We start from the raw sequence: 18,579 nt of genomic DNA, 5'->3' as shown, positions 1-18,579 counted from the left end.
TGTATGCGTCCGGATGGGTTTCGTGTGAGTTCGTATTACTTCCATACCGGTGTGTTCAGTGGCGATTCGTGTGCATTCCGCGTTTCTTGTGATCATGCGCAGAATTCGGACCAGGCGACTCGGATTGTCGGTGCTCGTGGTGATCACGGCCGCCGCGGTGGGTTTCGTGCCCGCGTACGCGGACGGCGACGACGACGGTGACGTGCGGGCCCGGAAGCAGCGCGCCGATGTGGCGGCCCGGGACATGCGGGCCGACCTGGACGCGTCGCTGGCCCGGCTGACCGCGGCGGAGAAGGCGTACGCCGAGGCCGAGGCGGCCGCGCCGGGGGCCCGGGCCGCGGCCGACGCAGCGCGGGCGAAGGTGGCCGAGGCGCAGGCCCGTACCGCCGATCTGAGCCACGCCGTGGAGCTGGCGGAGGCCGCGGTGACCACCGCGGAGGCCGAGTTGCGCGACGTGGCCGCCGCGACCCAGGCGGTGCGCGACGACGTGGCGCAGCTGGTGGGGCGGGCGTACCGCGGCGGGCAGATGGCGCAGTTGTCGATGATCCTGCGCGCGCAGACCCCCGCGGAGCTGCTGAGCAGCCTCGAGAGCTATCGGCGCATGGTGCAGGCGGACCACGAGACCATCGCGCGCCTGGAGCGCACCCGGGACGCGGTGGACGCCCGCCGGGGAGAGCTGGAGCGGCGCCGCGAGGAGGCCCGGCGCAGGCACGCCGAGGCCGGGCGGAACCTGGCCGAGGTGGTCGCGCTGGAGAAGACCGCGACCGAGGCGGCGGCGAGGGTGACCGCGCTCGGCGCGCAGCGTGAGCGCGCGCTGGCCACCGCGCGCGAGGAGAAGGCGGCCGACCAGCAGCGCTACGAGGCGATCCGCACCGAGCAGAAGCGGCTGACGGAGCTGGTCAACCGCAGCAACGCGCCCGCCCGGGGCGCCGGGCCGCAGACGTCCTCCTCGGTCACGGGCGGCGCGCTGTCCTACCCGGTCCGCGGTGCGATCAGCTCGGGCTTCGGGATGCGCTACCACCCGATCCTGGAGTACACGAAGCTGCACACCGGCACCGACTTCGCGGTCCCCGAGGGCACCGCGGTGGCCGCCGCCCGCGAGGGCACGGTGGTGCAGACCGGCTACAACGCGGCGTACGGCTACCGTGTGGTGCTCTCCCACGGGCGGGTCGGCGGCGTCGCGCTGACCACGACGTACAACCACCTGTCCCGGATCACCGTGCGCGAGGGGCAGCGGGTGGCCCGGGGCGACCAGGTCGGCCGCTCCGGCGACACGGGCTGGTCCACCGGCGCGCACCTGCACTTCGAGGTGCTGGTGGACGGCGACTTCGTCGACCCGGCACTGTGGTTGTGACGGCCGGGCCGGCTCCGGGGTAATGGGCTTGCGGCCATGCGCGAGAATGCAGGGATCATGGCGAAAGAGATCGGGCGCAAACTCATCGCCCAGAACAAGAAGGCGCGGCACGACTACCTGATCGAGGACACCCTCGAAGTCGGGCTCGTGCTGACCGGCACCGAGGTCAAGTCGTTGCGGGCCGGCAAGGCGTCCCTGGTGGACGGCTTCGCGAGCATCGACGGCGGCGAGGTGTGGCTGCACAACGTGCACATCTCGGAATACTCCCAGGGCACGTGGACCAATCACACGGCGCGACGCAAGCGGAAGCTGCTGCTGCACCGGCACGAGATCGACAAGCTGGTCCAGTCGACCCAGGAGACGGGTCACACGCTGGTGCCGCTGAGCCTGTACTTCAAGGACGGCCGGGCGAAGCTCGAACTGGCGCTGGCCAAGGGCAAGAAGAACTACGACAAACGACAGACCCTGCGCGAACAGCAGGACAAGCGGGAGACGGAGCGCGTGATGTCGAAGTACGTGCGCGGCCGTCGGCAGTGAACCGGCGGCGAGGGTGACCGGCGGGGAATGAAGTGGACCGGTCCGACGTTGGACCGTACGATGTGCCTGGTTCGGCTCGAGCATGTGTGGCGAGTCGGGCCGTTCGAGCAGGACACCCTCGGGTGGTTGCTTGAAAATTCAATAGGGGGTGATCGGTTTCGACTGCGGCTGTCGAAGTAGAGGAAGCGAGCCGAGGAAGCGACAATGATCTCGTTAACCATATGTCGCAAACAAATAATCGCCGATACCAAGCGCGATTCCTTCGCCCTCGCTGCCTAAGCGAGTATCCGAAGGTGTCAGACCGGGTGCGTCCCCGCCCCGGACCCTGGCATAATCTAGGGGACTTCACCGCCCGACCCGGTTACGGGGTCGTTCGGGACAAAAAACAGTAACTGGGCCCGTCGGTGTCTTGTCCACGTGAACACCGGGGCCGAGAAAATCGTTGTGGACTGCGCTCGGAGAAGCTCTGGTTCCGCACCGTAGGACGCGGGTTCAATTCCCGCCACCTCCACCCCTGTTGACGAGAAGACCCGGTGTGTCCGCACACCGGGTCTTCTCGCGTGTTCACATGTCGTCGCGCGCGGACGCCTGCCTCGGTCGCCGTGAGCGCGGGTACTGCGGGCGTCGTGAGACTGTGAGCGGTACGAAAGCCATGCACAGCGCGGCGTTCACAACTACCCTGTGCCATGTCGGCAGGGGTTCGATCGAGTCGGATGAGGCTCGTTCAGACGTAAGGACGGCAGTTGACCGGGATTCCCGCGCGCATCGGTCCGTACGTGATCGCGGACCGATTGGGTTCCGGGGGGATGGGTGAGGTATTCCTTGGCCACTCACCCGCGGGTGACCCGGTGGCCGTGAAGGTGATTCGCTCCGATCAACTCGACCCCAAGACTCGGGCCCGCTTCGAGAAGGAAGCTCAGGTCGCCCGCACGGTGGTCAACACCAACCGCGTCGCACGCTTCCTGGATGCCGATCCGTTCGCCGACCGTCCATGGTTGGCGATGGAGTTCGTCTCCGGTCACACGCTCGACGCACATATCGCCGAGTCGGGAACCCTGCCCGTGCTGCTGGTCGCGAGCCTGGGCGCGCTGCTGGCCGAGGGCCTCGGGGCGGTACACGGCGCGGGCCTGTTCCACCGCGATCTCAAGCCGCAGAACCTGATCCTCGGCGCGCATGGCCCGGTGGTGATCGACTTCGGCCTCGCCGCGTTCGCCGATCGGCGCTCTTCGCTGTCACAGAGCGGCACGATCATCGGCACGGTGCGGTGCATGCCGCCCGAACAGGCATCCGGCCACCCGAAGGTCACCGCCGCCGCCGACGTGTACGCCTTCGGAACGGTTCTCCTGTACGCGGCGACCGCGCACTATCCATATGAGGGAGTCGGCTGGGCGGCGGTGGTGGCGCAGGTGGTCAATCCGGATCAGCAGCCCGATCTCGCGGGAGTGCCCGACGCGCTGCGTCCGTTGATCAAACGCATGCTGGCGCACAAGGCCGCCGATCGGCCCACGTTGGACGAGGTGACCACGTTCTGCACACGGCTGATCGCCGAGTGCGGTTCGACGCCGGCAGCGGCACGCCAGGCGTTGGTGGCGCGAACCGCGGGCCTTGTCGGTGCGGCCACGATCGAGGTGCCTGCCCCCGGCGCGACGAAGGTGTACACCGAGGACGCCGTCATCGTGCCGGTTGTGTCGGTGCCCAGTGCCTTGGACCACCCTGCGGTGAAGGTCGAGGCGCGGTCGGCGGAGGAGATACCTCCACAGCCGCCGCGGGTCGCCGCACGACCGCACGGCCGATGGCGGCCGGATGGCGCCCCGAAGGCCGTCGCGGACAGGCTGCGCGAGGCCTACCGGCCGCGCGCCGGGCTCTGACCGAATCGGATTTCTTCCCGGCAGTGCTCCGGCCGCGATAATCGGAGTGACCAGCCCTTCGACATCCGGTCGACCAGCCCTTCGACATCCCTGTGCAGTGACGTGAAGTGGAGCGACGCGTGAGCGTGGACGTGACGGCAAAGGATCACCCGGTGGACGAGACCGAGGGATTCGCGCCAGGCGCTCAGGTGATCGTCCGCGACGAGCGCTGGCTCATCCGTACGGCCACCATGACACGGGACGGGTGGATGCTGAAGGTCACCGGGGTGTCCGACTTCGTCCGGGACACCGAGGCCGTCTTCTACTCCGGTCTCGACGTGATCCAGCCGCTGGATCCGAAGGCCACCCGGCTGATCCCGGACGACTCACCGAACCATCGTCGGGCCCGCCTGTACCTCGAAGCCGTGGTGCGCAAGTCGTTCCTGCCGCAGACCGAGCACGGGCTCGCCTTCGACGATCACTTCCTGATGGATCGGCAGGTTCACCAGTTGCGGCCGGCGATGCTGGCGCTGTCGATGGAGAACCCGCAACCCCGGCTGCTGATCGCGGACGTGGTCGGCCTCGGCAAGACCTTGGAAATCGGCATTCTGTTGGCCGAGTTGATTCGCCGAGGGCGCGGTGAGCGAATCCTCGTGGTCACTCCGCAGCACGTGCTCGAACAGTTTCAACGCGAGTTGTGGACCCGCTTCGGGATCCCGTTGGTCAGGCTCGACTCCACTGGGATCCAGCGCGTCCAACAGGAGATTCCGTCGGGTCGCAATCCGTTCGCCTATTTCAAGCGCGTCATCGTTTCGGTCGACACCCTCAAGAACGAGAACCTGTACCGGCACCACCTGGAGAACACCACGTGGGACGCGGTCGTCATCGACGAATCGCACAACCTGATCACCCGAGGCTCGCAACGCAACGAGTTGGCCAAGACCCTCGCGCCGCGCACGGACGCGTTGATCCTGGCGTCGGCGACTCCGCACAACGGTGACGCGAAGTCGTTCGCCGAGCTGATAAGGCTGCTGGACCCGGCGGCCATCGCCGACACCGGCCGGTACGACATCAAGGACCTCGACCACCTCTATATCCGCCGGACCAAGACCACGCCGGAGGTGCGCGACTCGCTCAAGGGTGCCTGGGCGGACCGCGGCCCCTCGATCCCGGTCCACGCGGCGGCGGGCGCCAAGGAGGAGGCGGTCTTCGCGGAGCTGATCGCCCGATGGATGCCGGTCGACGGCTCGCCCACTGCGGCCCCGAAGAACAATCAGCTGTTCCCGTACACGCTGCTGAAGTCGTTCCTGTCCTCGCATGTGGCGCTCAAGGCGACCGTCGACACCCGGTTGAAGACCATCAAGGATCGCCAGGACGCCGCCACGGTGACCGAACGCGCCGCGCTGGAACACCTGGGCGGCCTCGCGGAAGACATCCGCGACGACGACTCCGCCAAGTTTCGCGCTCTCGTCGCGGAGCTACGAGCCCTCGGGGTCGGCCCCGGTTCGGACACCCGGGTCGTGGTCTTCTCCGAACGCATCCCGACACTGCGCTGGTTGTCGACGGCGGTGCCGCAGGCGCTCGGTTTCGCCGAAGCGGCGGAGAGCCCGGACAAGGTCAGGCCCTGGTTGGCCTTCGGCGGTGCCGTCCAAGTCATGCACGGTGAGACCAGCAGCGACCAGGAACAGATGGCCATTGTTGAGAAGTTCGGGCTGCGGGACGACCCGGTGCGGCTGCTGTTCACCGGGGACGTCGCGTCGGAGGGCGTCAACCTGCATCAACAGTGCCACCTGCTCATCCACTACGACCTGCCGTGGTCGCTCATTCGCATCGAGCAGCGCAACGGCCGCATCGACCGGTACGGCCAAAGACACAGCCCGAAGTTTCGCGCGCTCGTGCTCACGAGCGAGTTGCCCTGGAAGCCGAACCGTTCGCTGGACGACCGGCTCGTGGGCGAGCGCCTGCTGGCCCGAGAGGCCGAGGCACACAAGATCGAGGGAAGCGCGGACGCGGTCACCGGGCTGTATCGCGCGGACGAGGAGGAGCGGCGGCTGATCAAGGACCTCATCGCGGGCAAGACCGTCGAACAGTCCCTGACCGACTCCCGACAGTCCGCCGCCGGGTTCCTCGGCGACCTGCTGGCCCAAGTGGGTGCGGCCCCGCAACACGCGCAGATTCCGCGCGCCGCGATCCCCACCCTGTTCGACAGCACGCAGGACTACTTCGACCAGGCGCTGCGCGAGGTGTTCACGAACGCGGCCGACGATCTGCAACTCCGTCGTGAGGACAACGGCACGATCGCGTTCGAACCGCCCCGCGATCTCGCCTACCGGTTCAAGTCGCTGCCTGCCTCCTATCTGAGCGAGCAGAACATCCTCGGGGCCAAGGACCGGCCGGGCCGGTTGCGGGTCACCTTCTCGAAGGAACTTGCGCAGTCCCGACTGGCGGCGGCCCGCGACCGATCCGACACGCTGTGGCCGAACGTGTCCTACCTCACCGACATCCATCCCGTCATGGAATGGATCATGGACAAGGTGCTCGTGCGGATCGGTCAGCACGAGGCGCCCGTGCTCGCCGCGAAGGTCGACGAGCCGGTCTTCCTGGTTCAGGGCATGTACTCCAACACGCTCGGCCGCCCGCTCGTGGTCGAGTGGATGGCGGTGACCGGCAGCGGGCCCGGTGATCTGCGCGTCGAGCCGATGGTCGAGGCGCTGGCTCGCGGTGGAGTGGGCGCCGGAATGCCGGGTCGGTCACTACCGAACGATCTGCCAGGCTTGCAGGCGATGGTCCCGGCCGCGATCGACACCGCCGCGGCATGGCTGGAGCGGCGCAGCGGCGACTACGACGCCGCGATTGCCGAGACGCTCGCACCGTACAAGAAGCGGCTCGTGTGGCGGCAGGACGAGCTGTACGCGATCAAGGGCGCGCAGGAGAAGCGGACCCAAGGCAGTGCGCTCGCCAGGCGGCGGGAGCTTGTGAAGTCGCTGACGACGAAGGGTCGGCCGATGCTGCGGCTGCTCGCGGTCCTGGAGGGCAACCAGTCATGAGTATGTTCGACTCCATCGGCAACCGCGGCGAGTACTTCTCCGCGCACTACTTCGCCGAGCGCCTCGGGGCGGATCTGAAGAAGGGTCTGTTCGACGCCTGGACCCGGCGTGAGGGCGATGAGCACGATCAGCGCTTGACGGCACGTCAGATGCTCAGGTCGTTGCGTGGTGTCTACCTGACCGACGAGGTGCGGGGTTTCCTGGCCGCACGTGCGGCGGTGGCGACGGGTGATGGGAACGACGGCGAGTCGCCGGAGCGTGCCTTCACCTACGGGGACCCGGGGTGGGTCAAGCAGCTTGCCGGGTGGCACGGGGCAGTCCTGCGGGCGCTGGGTTTCGAGGCCCCCGAGGAACCGGTCGAGGTCGCGGTGCACCGGGCCGGGCGTACGCACGCGGTGCGCGTGGCGTACAGCGGGCAGGGCGTGCTCGCGGTCGATTGTGGGTGGGCGCACGAGCTCGATTCGGCGCTGGACGAGAGCGGCGCGGGCCGGCTGCTGCATCCGGTGCCGGTGACGGCGGCCGAGCGGTACGAGACGGGCAGCGCGCTGGCGTCGTGGTTGTTCCATAGCAACCTCGGCAGCGTGGAGGGCGAGCCGCCGCGGTTCATTGTGCTGCTGATCGGCGGCGTGATCGTGCTGGCCGACCGCAACTCCTGGGGAGAGGGCCGCTACCTCGCGGCCAACCTGGACGCCGCGTTCCATCGCAACGATCGCTCGCAGGGCGGCGAACTCGCGCTGATCTCGGCGTTGTTCAGCCGGGACATGTTGACGCCTGGGGAGAACGGCGAAGGCCCGGCGATCGACGCGTTGCTGAAGGCTTCGGCGGAGAACGCGGTCGGCGTCTCCAGCGAGTTGCGGCACGGCCTGCAACGCTCGGTCGAGGTCATCGCCAACGAGGTGCTGAGCCGCATGAAGGCGGCCGATGTCTCGACGGCGCTGGTGGAGAAGCCCGGCAAGCCGATCGCCAGGCAGCTCAAGGAGGAGTCGCTGCGGTACCTGTACCGCATCCTGTTCCTGCTTTATGCCGAGGCCCGCCCGGAGTTGGGCATCCTGCCGGCGGATGACGACACGTACGAGGCCGGCTACTCGATGGCCCGACTGCGTGAACTCGTGGCCAGAGACGCGGAGTTGACCGAGCAGCGCACGCGGGACGGGTTCCACCTGTACGAGTCGCTGGACATGCTGTTCACCAAGGTCAACTTCGGCCACCGTGAACGCGGCAAGGAAGAGGGCGACGACCTTCCGGGGGATGACGAGGAGACTCGGAAAGCCAAGGCGGCCCGTCGCAGCGAGGAGCGAGGGCTGCGCTTCGAGCCGTTGCGATCGACCCTGTTCGAGCCTTCTTCGATCACGTTGATCGGGCGCGAGGTCGCGACGCACGACGACCGGGTGGTGGACCTGCGGCTGCGCAACGAGACGCTGCACGAGGTGCTGCGGCTGCTGACGATGAAGAAGGGCAAGCGGGGCGAACGGGGCGGGTTCATCTCGTACCGGAATCTGGGCATCAACCAACTCGGCGCCGTGTACGAGGGTTTGATGTCGTACACCGGCTTCATCGCCGAGGAGGAGCTGTACGAGGTCGCGAAGAAGGGCGATCCGAAGGACGGCTCGTGGATGGTGCCGCAGTCGAGGATCGACCAGTACGCGGATGAGGTCTTCGTCCAGTACGGCGACGAGGACAACCGCAAGGGGCTGCGCGGGCGCAAGCGCTATGCGAAGGGCTGCTTCGTCTATCGGCTGGCGGGCCGGGACCGACAGACGTCGGCTTCGTATTACACGCCGGAGTCGTTGACGAAGGTGACGGTCGAGCTGACTCTGCAACACCGGTTGGACCAGGAGAAGGACGAGGCGGGTGAGGTCGTCAAGACTCCCGCGTCGGATCTGCTCAAGTACAAGATCTGCGAGCCGGCTCTGGGGTCGGGGGCTTTCCTGAACGAGGCGATCAATCAGGTCGCCGCCGAGTATTTGAAGCGGCGTCAGGAGGAGTTGGGCGTCTCGGTCCCGACCTCGAAGGCGCTGGAGGAGCTTCAGAAGGTCAAGGCGTACATCGCGTTGCACAACGCCTACGGCGTGGACCTGAACGCCACGGGGGTCGAGCTGGCCGAGGTGTCGCTGTGGCTGAACACGATGCACCCGGGGATGCGGGCACCGTGGTTCGGGCTGCACCTGCGGCGTGGGAATTCGCTGATCGGCGGGCGGCGGGCGGTCTATTCGGGCGCGGATGTGGCGTCGAAGGCCAAGGCCTGGCTGAAGGCGAAGGGGACGCTGCCGCCGACGGAGCTGCCGTTTTTGAAGGACGGTGAGCGGCAGGGGTTGCCCGAGGGCGCGGTGCACCAGTTCTTGTTGCCCGCCGTGGGGTGGGCCGCGGTCGCGGGGGAGAAGGAAGCGAAGGCGCTTGCGCCGGAGCAGGCCGAGCAGTTGGCGAAGTGGAAGAAGGGCATCCTCAAGGCGCCGACGACGACTGGTGGGCAGAAGTCGCAGCTCGCGCGGTTGCAGGCGGTTGCCCGGCGGGCGGAGTTCTTGTGGGACTTGGTCCTGAAGCGGATGGAGATCTCGGAGCGGGAGATCGCTCGGAAGGTCGACGTGTGGGGGGCGGATCCGGATTCGCCGGAGTTCTCGTTCATGCGGCGGCCGGAGCACCCGGTGGCGAAGGAGAAGGTCTACCAGGACCTCTTCGAGGCCAAGGGGACGCCGTATTGGCGGCTGAAGACGCTGATGGACACGTGGTGCGCGCTGTGGTTCTGGCCGTTGGACAAGGCTGGGCTGCTGGATGGCACGGCCGGGGTTTATGAGCGAGTCGAAGGTTTGGGCCTGCTGGACCTGCCGCAGTTCGGTCCGATCGCGCCGGTTGGTGAGGCGTTGCCGCTCTTCGAGCCGCGCTTCTCGGAGCAGACCGCGCTGTTTGTTGCGGACAACGAGCAGACGACGATATTCAGCGAGCCTGCGGAGGACGAGGACTTCGTCGACCTGGTCGCGGTTGGGAAGGCGCCGCCGAAGAACCCAAAGAAGCCCAAGCCGCTCAAGCCGGTTCGTCGGCCCACCATCCCGCTCAAGGACTTCGCCGACTGGCTGGACTTCGCCGAGGCGTTGTTGGGAAGCAGCGACGTGCAGGCGGGCACGCTGATCGAGACTTTCGATTCCCTGGCCGACTTGGAGCAATACGAGGACGATCTCCCAGGCTACATGGCGATGGATCCGGACCACGATTTGCCAGACCGATTCCCGTGGCTCGCGACTGTCGAAAACATCGCGCAGGCGCAGGGATTCTTCCATTGGGAGCTGAACTTTGGGCTAATCTTCACGCGGGACGGCGGCTTCGATTTGCAGGTCGGTAATCCGCCTTGGGTAAGGCCTACTTGGGATGAATCGTCCGTACTGGCCGAATTCGATCCATGGTTTACATTGTCGGAAGATGCGGAAGTTGAACAATGGCGTGAAAAGAAAAAGAAGATCCTCGAGAATGCTGAATATAAGGAACGTTATGCATTTGAGCTTTCACAAAGTATCGGCTTGACATCTTTTATCGGAAACTTGAGCACATACGTGCTCCTGGCGGGGACTCAGCCGGACCTGTACCGGGCATTCATGGTTCGAGTCTGGGCAAATTTGGCGGGCCGTAAAGGAAGGGCGGGCCTGATTCACCCAGATACCCATTTTGGGGGAGTTAGAGAGGGGAATCTCAGGAGGCATTGCTACAGACGGCTCCGCGTGCATGCTCATTTCTCGAACCTAGGAGCAATTTTTCCAGAGATTCGCGTGACGCGCCAATTTGGAATCAATATTTACGGTGATGAACGTGAAGTTTCTTTCATTCACGCGAGCTGGCTCTTTAGTGCTATAGCGCTAACTGCCTCCTTCCAGGATGACTCATCCCAACAGAGTCCTGGGATGCGCTATCAGGGCCGATGGGATGCGCGCGCTCATAGAGAGCGGCTAATCCATGTGAACGACCGGCTTCTGAGCGAATGGCGCAAGCTATTTGGTGATCCAGAATGGACTTCGGATGAGACTCCGCTTCTATATCCGATCTCAAGTCGAGAGCAGGCGGCACTCGGTCGATTCGCAGAATCATATCGCTTGCAAGCTCTCCATCCGCAGATTACATCAGGTCTTCACGAGAAAGGAGCTAAAGAATCCGGGATCATTCGACGCGGTGTTTCGACTCCGAGCAATTGGTCTGACGTAATTCTCCGAGGCCCTCATTTCTCGAACGCTACACCGTTCTCCAAGCAGGCCCCCGACATGGGGCGGTCTGGAGAGTTTGTCGATCTAACAACGCTCCCTCCGGATGGTGTTCCCGCAACGGACTATCAGCGAGCATGTTCTAGGGAAGTATTTAGCAGAGTCCAAGACAATTGGAACGGTCGACCGAATACGGAATACTTTCGCCTCGCGTGGCGCTCTATGATTCCGTTTGACACGGAGCGTTCACTATTTGCCGCCATTATTCCTCCCGGCCCTTCGCATGTTCACGCCATCTATTCAATGGCTCTGCGTGACAACCGCGCCACCGTTCTTGCTGCCGGCTTTTGGGCATCATTGCCTTTGGACTACCTTCTTCGTATCACCGGGCGTTCCGCTCTTCAGGTGGCCGAGGCAATGAAGATGCCTGCCCCAGTACCTGATCATCCGTTGGCAAATGCCCTCCTGATCAGGACTCTACGCCTAAACTGCCTTACGCAAGCTTACGCCCCGCTCTGGAATGAACTGTTTGAAGCAACTTGGCCTAATGAAGAAGGCTGGGCGGTTGAGTGGCCGTTCGCCAAACGTGCGCCCCTATGCGCGGGCCTCGTAGAAGTTTGGGATCCTAGTTCGCCGCTGCGTAGTGAGTTTGAGCGCCGAGCCGTCATGGTCGAAATCGATGCCTTGATTGCCGTTTGGTTGGGAATCACGGCAGATCAAATCTCGGCAATCTATCAAGGTCGATATCCAGTCCTATTTGGCTACGAATCAGAAACGTATTTTGATTCGGCTGGCAGGAAAATCGCAAAAAGTCATGACGCTTTTGGATATAGGCAGACCAAGCAGCACTATGAGCAGCTCTTGAAGCATCTGGATGCGCCTCGATCCGCTTCGCCCCCCGAGGGATACGGCGGCCCCTTCTATAGGGCTGACCGTGAGCGGGAGATGCGAGAGGCGCATTCGGCTTTTCAGGCTCGTTTGGATTTGGCTGTGGCTGCTGGAAAGTGGGGTCCGATCAAGCAGGAAGTACCAGCCGCTGATTCGGTTGTGTGAGGAGGATCAGATGTGCCTCACGGCTTCTTTCAATGCGAACCAAGCTGCCGGAGTCACGGCGATTTGCCCATAGTCACACCTCTTGCTATCGCGAATAGCTATTGCTCCCTTGAGTGACGCAACTTCTATACAGTCGGTGTCATGTCCTGAATATGTAGATTTATGCCAATCTATGATGATCATGCATCATCCAATCTTTGTGCAATGAACTCGCGGGTCTCGCTTGGCGTCGTTGCGGTTGTTCTCAGGTGATCGAGGTACCGACGGTATCGTTTGACGTCCCGGTCAGTGTCTCTGGAAGCGATCCCTCCCTGGTACTCGATGAACACCATATTCGGGTCCCGCAGGTCAGGGAAGGTCAAGATGGTGAAGGCGCCGACGAGCACGCCCCGCATGGACGTGTGTCGAATCAGGCGCAGCTCGACGTTGTCCGATTGGATCATGTCGAGCAAGTGCCTCAGCTGCTCCTTCATGATCTCGCGTCCACCGAACTCGTTGTGCAATACGGATTCCGTGATCACCGCTGACACTCGAACATCGGCGCGCGAGACGACCATCTCTTGGCGCTTCATCCTGATCTCGGTGAGTGCATCGGCAGTGTCTGGATCTGGGACGAAGGGCCCGCAGGTGATCACGGCCCGCGCGTAGCTCTCGGATTGGAGTAGCCCAGGGACCAGGCTGGAGTGGGCGGTGGAGATCCCGACGGCATGCGCCTCAAGGGAGATGAATTCTTCGTAGGCCGATGTGATCAGGTCTGTGTATTCGTTCCACCATCGGCGACCACGGGTGTCCTGGCCGATCCAATCTTCCATGCGAGCCAATGATTCCTTATCGATGCCGTACATAGATGAGAGTAGATGCAGATCATCCCGTGAGATCGGCATCTTCGCAGTTTCAATACGACTGAGTTTGGATTTGTTCCAATCGAGCGAATCGCTCACGACGTCCAGGCTCAGGCCCTGTTGCTGTCGCAGCCTTCGCAATTCATTGCCGATTCGCCGACGTGCGTACGTAGGGGTTGCAGACATGCGCTGTCTCCTGGGTGATGCGGACACGCCATGCATCCTTGTGGAACCACGAAGGAATATCAGCCCAGGTCATCTGTATTCACTCGATCGAGTGGAACGTTCCAGGACTGGTTCCATGGAACGTTCCGTTTCGCGCATGATGTGGATCGCGGCCCTGCTGGATGGCCGGACCACCGCTGCGCGCAGCGACATGTGCCACCTGCCCACCAACCCCTGGGAGAGGACATGTCCGCAGCACCAACCCCCTTCGACCCCCTGACCCGGCCAACCGCTGGCCAGGGCTACCGGCCCGTGATCGCCGTGGAATGCGCGGCCTCGGGCATCTACGCCAAGTCCGTGCGCGACCTCACGAGGGACGCGGCCGGACAGGCCGGAGCCTGTGAGCACGCCGCCGACACCGTGCGGCTGCTCACCGGTGAACTGTTCGCCAACTGCGTTCGGCACGCGCCGGATACCAATGTGCGCGTTGCCCTCTTCCGCGACATCGCGACCAACAAGCTGGTGGTGGCCGTGGACGACACCGGCCGATCGGTGGTGGTCGTCCCTGACCACGCCGACCTCCCGCCGGACGACGCGGAGAGCGGATACGGTCTGCCGCTTCTTCGCGCGCTCGCCGCCGACTGTGGAGCGATCCCCTTCGGTATCGGCAAGCGCGTCTGGTTCCTGCTCGACCTCAACTGAACAACGAACAAACCTCAGTTCAAGCAAACACACGGCGCCCCGAGGGAGCGTGCCGCGCGTTCACCGTCACCCACGGAAGGACACGGCCGCCGCCCGTCCCGATCCCGCAGTGCCGACCGGCCGGGAGGCCATCACACATCCGCAGTGGGTCCGGCCGGACCCGAGGTCGCCGCCGGCGGCGACCCGGCCGTATCCATCGCACGCACAGTCCCCTCCGTCGAAGCCGAGTTCCCCGCACGGCCCGTGTCGCGCGAGCCCGAGCCCCTACATCGGGACCCGCCCGGCATCGAGATTCGCGGTGTACAACAGACGACACCGAACCCGACCCCCACAGGACCGGCAACCCGCCGCTGCCATGGCTCCGGCCCGCGAGCAGCGCGCGGCCCGGACTGTTTCCCGGTGATCAGTGAAGCGCGTTGGAGGATACGCCGGTCCGCCGACGCTCCCGGGAGGGAGCGGCGAGGAATTCGGTCCACTGGTTCGGCCCGAATCGCAGGATCGGGCCGCGCGCGAGTTTGGAGTCGCGTACTCCCACGCCCGCAGACGTAGGGGTGATCGCAACGCAATCGGCGTTCCAGTTCCCCGAGTAGGTCGACGTGCGCCAAGCCATGGCGTTGCCCATGTGCCATCCCTCCGAGCGTCGGTTCGGCCGTGGTCGCGCCTTTGAAAACGACGGTACGCCGCGCGGGACCGGCATGGTAGAGCGACCGGACGACGAGCGGAACTCCGATGGCCCCGGGACATCACCGGTCAGACCGGACGAGACATACCCCGGGCATCCGGCGCCCCTGATCGCGAGAGCCACGCATGACCGGTCCGATTCCGGAGTCGAATGGTTTCGCCGGGTCCGGTCTCGATCCCATCCCGCCGGGTCGTCTCATGGGGCACGTATGTCTGCACAACGGTCGATTCGAGGACGCCGCGAGGGTCTTCCAAGAGGCGTACGACCACGCGCATCGTCTCGGCGCGCCCTTGTGGGCGGCGCGCGCCGCACGGCATCTGGCGCTGGCGTGCGTGTGGTACGACCCCGATCGGGCCGCCCGTGCGTTGCCGCACGCCCGGCAACTCAACCAATCACTGGAGGAACACGTCGGTCTCGCGCAGTGCGACATGGCGGAGGGACTCTCGCGCGCGTTCCTCGGCGATCCGACGGCCGCAGCGGTGCTGGTGGCCCGTGCTCGCGCGGGATTCGAGGCAGCCGGGGCGACCTACGAACTACTGCCGGTCGAGCCCGTCGAGATCCTGGTCGGCATCGCGACCGGTCGGGATGTCCAGGCGTGCGAGGGGGCCAGACGCTTGGTTGACGCGGTCCACCGAGGGCAGCCGCTCGGGCCGCCGTCCTGGGCGGCGGTGGCGTCCTTGTGGGCGAACCTCCCGGAAGCGGCTGATTTTGATCGGGTCGGCTGGTTGGACGCTGCCGACGCCAAGGTCCGATGGCGTGGGGTTCTCGACCGAGCGACCGGTACAGGATGAGCGCGATGCGACCCGAAAGACCCTCGGCACGTGACCGATGCGGGACGCTCGACATCGGGGACCGACGCGGTCATATCTCGACGTCCGCGGTTCCGGGTGAGGAGATCGATCTCGCTCGCGCTGCGGCGACGCACAGCGCGCACTATGACAGTCGGCCCGTCGAGCCGGGGACTGTTCCGACCACCGGGGTCGTGGTGGGCCGCCATACCTTGGCCAAGGCGCAGCACCGGGAACACGAGCGCCTGAGCAGTGTGCTGTGGTTCGAGACGCTGCGGACGGATCTCGGTCTGCCCGCGCCCGAACTGCTCGACGCCGGACAGGTCCGCACCTCATCGGGACCGCGTTGGTGGATCGTCATGCGGCGCGTCCGTGGCGAAGAGGTGGGGGAGCCGAACCCGAGTCGGCTTCGCGCCCTCGGCACCGTCCTGCGCTCCTGGCATGAACAAGCGAGCCACCACGGTCTCCGCCTGGACGACCCGGGTGGACTGGGCGTGCTGTTGGGCTCGTTCCGCACGCGACACCCGGATGCCTACGCCGAGGCGTCCGCGTTGCTCGCCGACGCATGCATGGGCCGGTCCATGAGCGCGGTACACGGTGACGTCGCCGTGGGTCACAACACGTTGTACGACGGTGACAAGCTCGTCGCGCTTCTCGACCCGGGGGCGGTGCACGTCGCGCCGGCGATGCTGGACCTCGCCTGGTGTCTGGCAGTCGATCTCCCCCGGGGAGCGCACATGAGCCCCTTGCTGGAGGGATACGGGCACGATGGTGTCGACCGCGAGGCATTGGACGCCTTGTTGCCGCATCTGTATCTGCGCCGGCTCGTCGATGTCCGAGCCGGCCGACGCCGAGACGAAGCGGCATGGCTCGCCGAGCGGCTCCAAGCCGACGCACCACACCTGTTGCGGTTGCTCGGCGGTGATGAATCCCAGCAGCGGTAGCCGGGAGCGTGATTTCTCCCGAACTCGGCCGTCCTCGCGGCCGGCCCGATCGAAGATGGTTGCGCCGGAGACACGCGACCCACTTCCCCTGGTCACCGTCATCCGCGGCGGACCCGTCAGCGCGGGTCAAGCCGCCCACGGCCCGGTCGAACCGCTTCGGGCCTACGGCAGCACCGACCCGCCGCCGCCCACTCCCTCGGGTGGCTGCGATCCCGGCTTCCGGTCCCCTGTGATACCGGCCTCGTGGTTGGATCGGCCGAGGAGAGTTCTGCTGCGCAACGCGGGGCGGCCAGGCGTACGCCACCCCGAGGCGACGCCGGACTCGGTAGAGGACATGGCGTACGAGAACATGGGAGCGGCACGCGATGGAAGCGCATCCGAAGACGTTACGTCAGTTGTTCGGCCCGGACGTGCGCCTGGTCGTGCCGGTTTTCCAGCGGCCTTACGTATGGGCGGCGGACAGGAACTGGCGTCCGCTGTGGGAGGACGTCGAGGCGTTGCTGCACCGCAAACTCGGCGGCGTCGACGTCCACCCCCACTTCCTCGGCGCGGTCGTGCTGGATCAGGTATCGACGTCCACCAGCTCGGTGCCGGCCCGCTTGGTCATCGACGGGCAGCAGCGCCTGACGACCCTTCAGATCCTGCTGGCCGCCGTCCGCGACGTTGCCGGCGAACTGGGTGTCGACGGCAAATTCAGCCGGGCGTTGACCAAACTCACGGTCAACGAAGACGAACTGAGCGACGATCCGTATGCGGTCTACAAGGTGTGGCCCACCAACACCGACCGAGATGCCTTCCAGGCCGTCATGAACGGCCGCGCGCGAGGCAAGGTCGACGCAACCCTGGCCACGGTCGCGAGCGGCCCCGTGATCGGGCAGGCGTACCGCTTCTTTCACGATCGGACCACGGAATGGGCGGCCTCCCTGGGTGAGAATCGCTTGGAGGCGGGCTTCGCGGCGCTGGTACACGTGCTAAGGGAGAGTTTCGAGGTCGTTGTCATCGACCTCACGCCGGAGGACAACGCCCAGGTCATCTTCGAGGCTTTGAACGATCGCGGTACTCCGCTGCAAGCCTCCGATCTGGTGAAGAACTTGATCTTCCAACGCGCCGAAGAACAGTGCCTCCCCGTGGAAAAACTTCACGAGGAAACCTGGGCTCGGCTGGAAACACCCGACTGGCGTCGGGAAGTGCGCCAAGGTCGACTCATGCGGCCCCGGCTGGACGCCTTTCTCAACCAGTACCTCACGTGCGAGCTCGCCGACGAGGTGCCGGGTCCGGAGCTGTTCCTCACCTTCCGTACGTATGTCGAAGAGTCCGGAATCCCCCTCGACTCCCTGATGCGACACGTGGTGTCGCGAGCCGGCGTTTACGACCGGCTCACCGCCGACACCCATCCGGCCTCTGCCGAAGGCCGATTCCTGACCAACATCGGCAGCCTGGACGTCAACACCGTCATTCCCCTGCTTCTGTGGCTGGTGACCCGCTTCGACGAGGGGCAGCGCGCGGGGGCCGTGGCCGCCTTGGATTCCTTCCTCGTGCGACGCACCGTTTGTCGGCAGACGACGAAGAACTACAATCGACTTTTCCTGGATCTGCTCAAGGAACTCAAGGCAAAGGACGACCCGACGGTTGTCGAGGACTTCCTCCTGCGGCAGGACTCGGATTCCGGATTCTGGCCTCGGGACGAGGATGTCGTGCATGTCTTTCGTACCCAACCGCTGTACAAGCAGGTCACCCGGGCGCGTCTGCGGCTGATTCTCGCCGGGCTGGAAGACGCGCTGTACGGCGGTAAGACCGAACGGACCGTGTTCAACGGGAAGTTGACCATCGAGCACCTGCTTCCGCAGGCGTGGAAGGACAGCTGGCCTCTCGTCGTGAATGACGAAGAGAGCCGTGAGTACCGGGAATCCCTTCTCCATACCGTGGGCAATCTGACTCTGCTGACGGACAAGCTCAACCTTTCCGTCTCGAACGGTCCTTGGGTTCACAAGCGTCACGAGATTCTGAAGCACAGTGCGTTGTGCCTCAATCGAACGCTGCCCGAGCAGTGGGACGAAGCCGCCATCGTCGTCCGAGCGGAGTACCTGGCCGAGGTGTTCTGTGGCCACTGGCCGCGGGCCGCCGGCGGGGTTGCTCCGACGTTCGCCATGACTCCCGCGCCGGCGCGCCCGTCGCAGACCACCGGGAGTGCCCTCTCGACAGCGGGGCAGGGCGGATCGCGCCGCGACGTCGGTCTGCATATTCAGGAAGCCTTCGACGCTCTACCGGTCGGGGCCACCCTCACGGTCGCGGAGATCGCCGCTTTCCGCAGCAGCCAATATGACGGCGGCGAGATCAGCAAGGGCGCTGTCACCAACAGGCTGCGAGGTCAAGACCTTCCCGGCATACGCACGCTCCGCGACAACAATCCGTTGTCTGCTCGTAAGGTTCGCTGAAC

Annotated in this window: 12 protein-coding genes and 1 other RNA gene; 10 read left to right on the top strand and 3 right to left on the bottom strand. The window is 65.2% G+C overall.

From position 1 onward, the window contains the following. Nucleotides 1–94 precede the first annotated feature (94 nt). From ACWGR4_RS14125 to ACWGR4_RS14100, 6 genes are all read left to right on the top strand, one after another. Nucleotides 95–1,354 carry a M23 family metallopeptidase gene (locus ACWGR4_RS14125; RefSeq protein WP_452129997.1) on the top strand — a complete coding sequence of 420 codons (1,260 nt, stop codon included), beginning with the start codon at nt 95–97 and terminating at the stop codon, nt 1,352–1,354. A gap of 57 nt (nt 1,355–1,411) precedes the next feature. Next, the gene (smpB, locus tag ACWGR4_RS14120) at nt 1,412–1,891 is read left to right on the top strand and encodes an SsrA-binding protein SmpB (protein WP_126643611.1); all 480 of its coding nucleotides are present in this window, start codon (nt 1,412–1,414) and stop codon (nt 1,889–1,891) included. A 144-nt stretch (nt 1,892–2,035) separates the two neighbouring features. Next, nucleotides 2,036–2,405, top strand: a transfer-messenger RNA (tmRNA) gene (ssrA, locus tag ACWGR4_RS14115). 262 nt (nt 2,406–2,667) lie between these two features. Continuing rightward, the gene (locus ACWGR4_RS14110; protein WP_452130005.1) at nt 2,668–3,759 is read left to right on the top strand and encodes a serine/threonine-protein kinase; all 1,092 of its coding nucleotides are present in this window, start codon (nt 2,668–2,670) and stop codon (nt 3,757–3,759) included. A 119-nt stretch (nt 3,760–3,878) separates the two neighbouring features. Continuing rightward, a complete protein-coding gene (locus ACWGR4_RS14105) occupies nt 3,879–6,785 on the top strand; it encodes an SNF2-related protein (protein WP_452129996.1) in 2,907 nt (968 codons plus the stop codon). Further along, nucleotides 6,782–12,019 (top strand): hypothetical protein, encoded by a 5,238-nt coding sequence (locus ACWGR4_RS14100; RefSeq protein WP_452129995.1) that lies wholly within the window; start codon nt 6,782–6,784, stop codon nt 12,017–12,019. The genes ACWGR4_RS14105 and ACWGR4_RS14100 overlap by 4 nt, the downstream gene beginning before the upstream one ends. 6 nt (nt 12,020–12,025) lie before the next feature. On the opposite strand, the gene ACWGR4_RS14095 is transcribed toward ACWGR4_RS14100, so the two are convergent. Then, nucleotides 12,026–12,202: a DUF397 domain-containing protein gene (locus tag ACWGR4_RS14095; RefSeq protein WP_452129994.1), complete on the bottom strand. Its 177-nt coding sequence runs from the start codon at nt 12,200–12,202 to the stop codon at nt 12,026–12,028. Beyond that, nucleotides 12,199–13,047, bottom strand: coding sequence for a helix-turn-helix domain-containing protein (locus ACWGR4_RS14090; RefSeq protein ID WP_452129993.1), 849 nt, complete (start codon nt 13,045–13,047; stop codon nt 12,199–12,201). Before ACWGR4_RS14090 ends, ACWGR4_RS14095 begins: the two co-directional genes overlap by 4 nt. A gap of 225 nt (nt 13,048–13,272) precedes the next feature. On the opposite strand from ACWGR4_RS14090, the gene ACWGR4_RS14085 reads away from it, so the two are divergent. Continuing rightward, the gene (locus tag ACWGR4_RS14085; RefSeq protein WP_452129992.1) at nt 13,273–13,728 is read left to right on the top strand and encodes an ATP-binding protein; all 456 of its coding nucleotides are present in this window, start codon (nt 13,273–13,275) and stop codon (nt 13,726–13,728) included. 403 nt (nt 13,729–14,131) lie between these two features. On the opposite strand, the gene ACWGR4_RS14080 is transcribed toward ACWGR4_RS14085, so the two are convergent. Then, nucleotides 14,132–14,338 (bottom strand): DUF397 domain-containing protein, encoded by a 207-nt coding sequence (locus tag ACWGR4_RS14080; protein WP_452130004.1) that lies wholly within the window; start codon nt 14,336–14,338, stop codon nt 14,132–14,134. Nucleotides 14,339–14,607: 269 nt separating this feature from the next. Here ACWGR4_RS14080 and ACWGR4_RS14075 point away from each other — a divergent pair, with 269 nt between their 5' ends. From ACWGR4_RS14075 to ACWGR4_RS14065, 3 genes are all read left to right on the top strand, one after another. Continuing rightward, the gene (locus tag ACWGR4_RS14075; RefSeq protein ID WP_452129991.1) at nt 14,608–15,201 is read left to right on the top strand and encodes a hypothetical protein; all 594 of its coding nucleotides are present in this window, start codon (nt 14,608–14,610) and stop codon (nt 15,199–15,201) included. A gap of 191 nt (nt 15,202–15,392) precedes the next feature. Continuing rightward, complete coding sequence (locus tag ACWGR4_RS14070) at nt 15,393–16,142, top strand: phosphotransferase (protein WP_452129990.1); 750 nt, start codon at nt 15,393–15,395, stop codon at nt 16,140–16,142. Between the two features lie 365 nt (nt 16,143–16,507). Continuing rightward, nucleotides 16,508–18,577 (top strand): DUF262 domain-containing protein, encoded by a 2,070-nt coding sequence (locus ACWGR4_RS14065; protein WP_452129989.1) that lies wholly within the window; start codon nt 16,508–16,510, stop codon nt 18,575–18,577. Nucleotides 18,578–18,579 lie beyond the last annotated feature (2 nt).

Source organism: Embleya sp. NPDC055664, assembly GCF_053618075.1.
The sequence above is the reverse complement of the archived record's forward strand: the minus strand, read 5'-3'. Positions and strand labels throughout refer to the sequence as shown.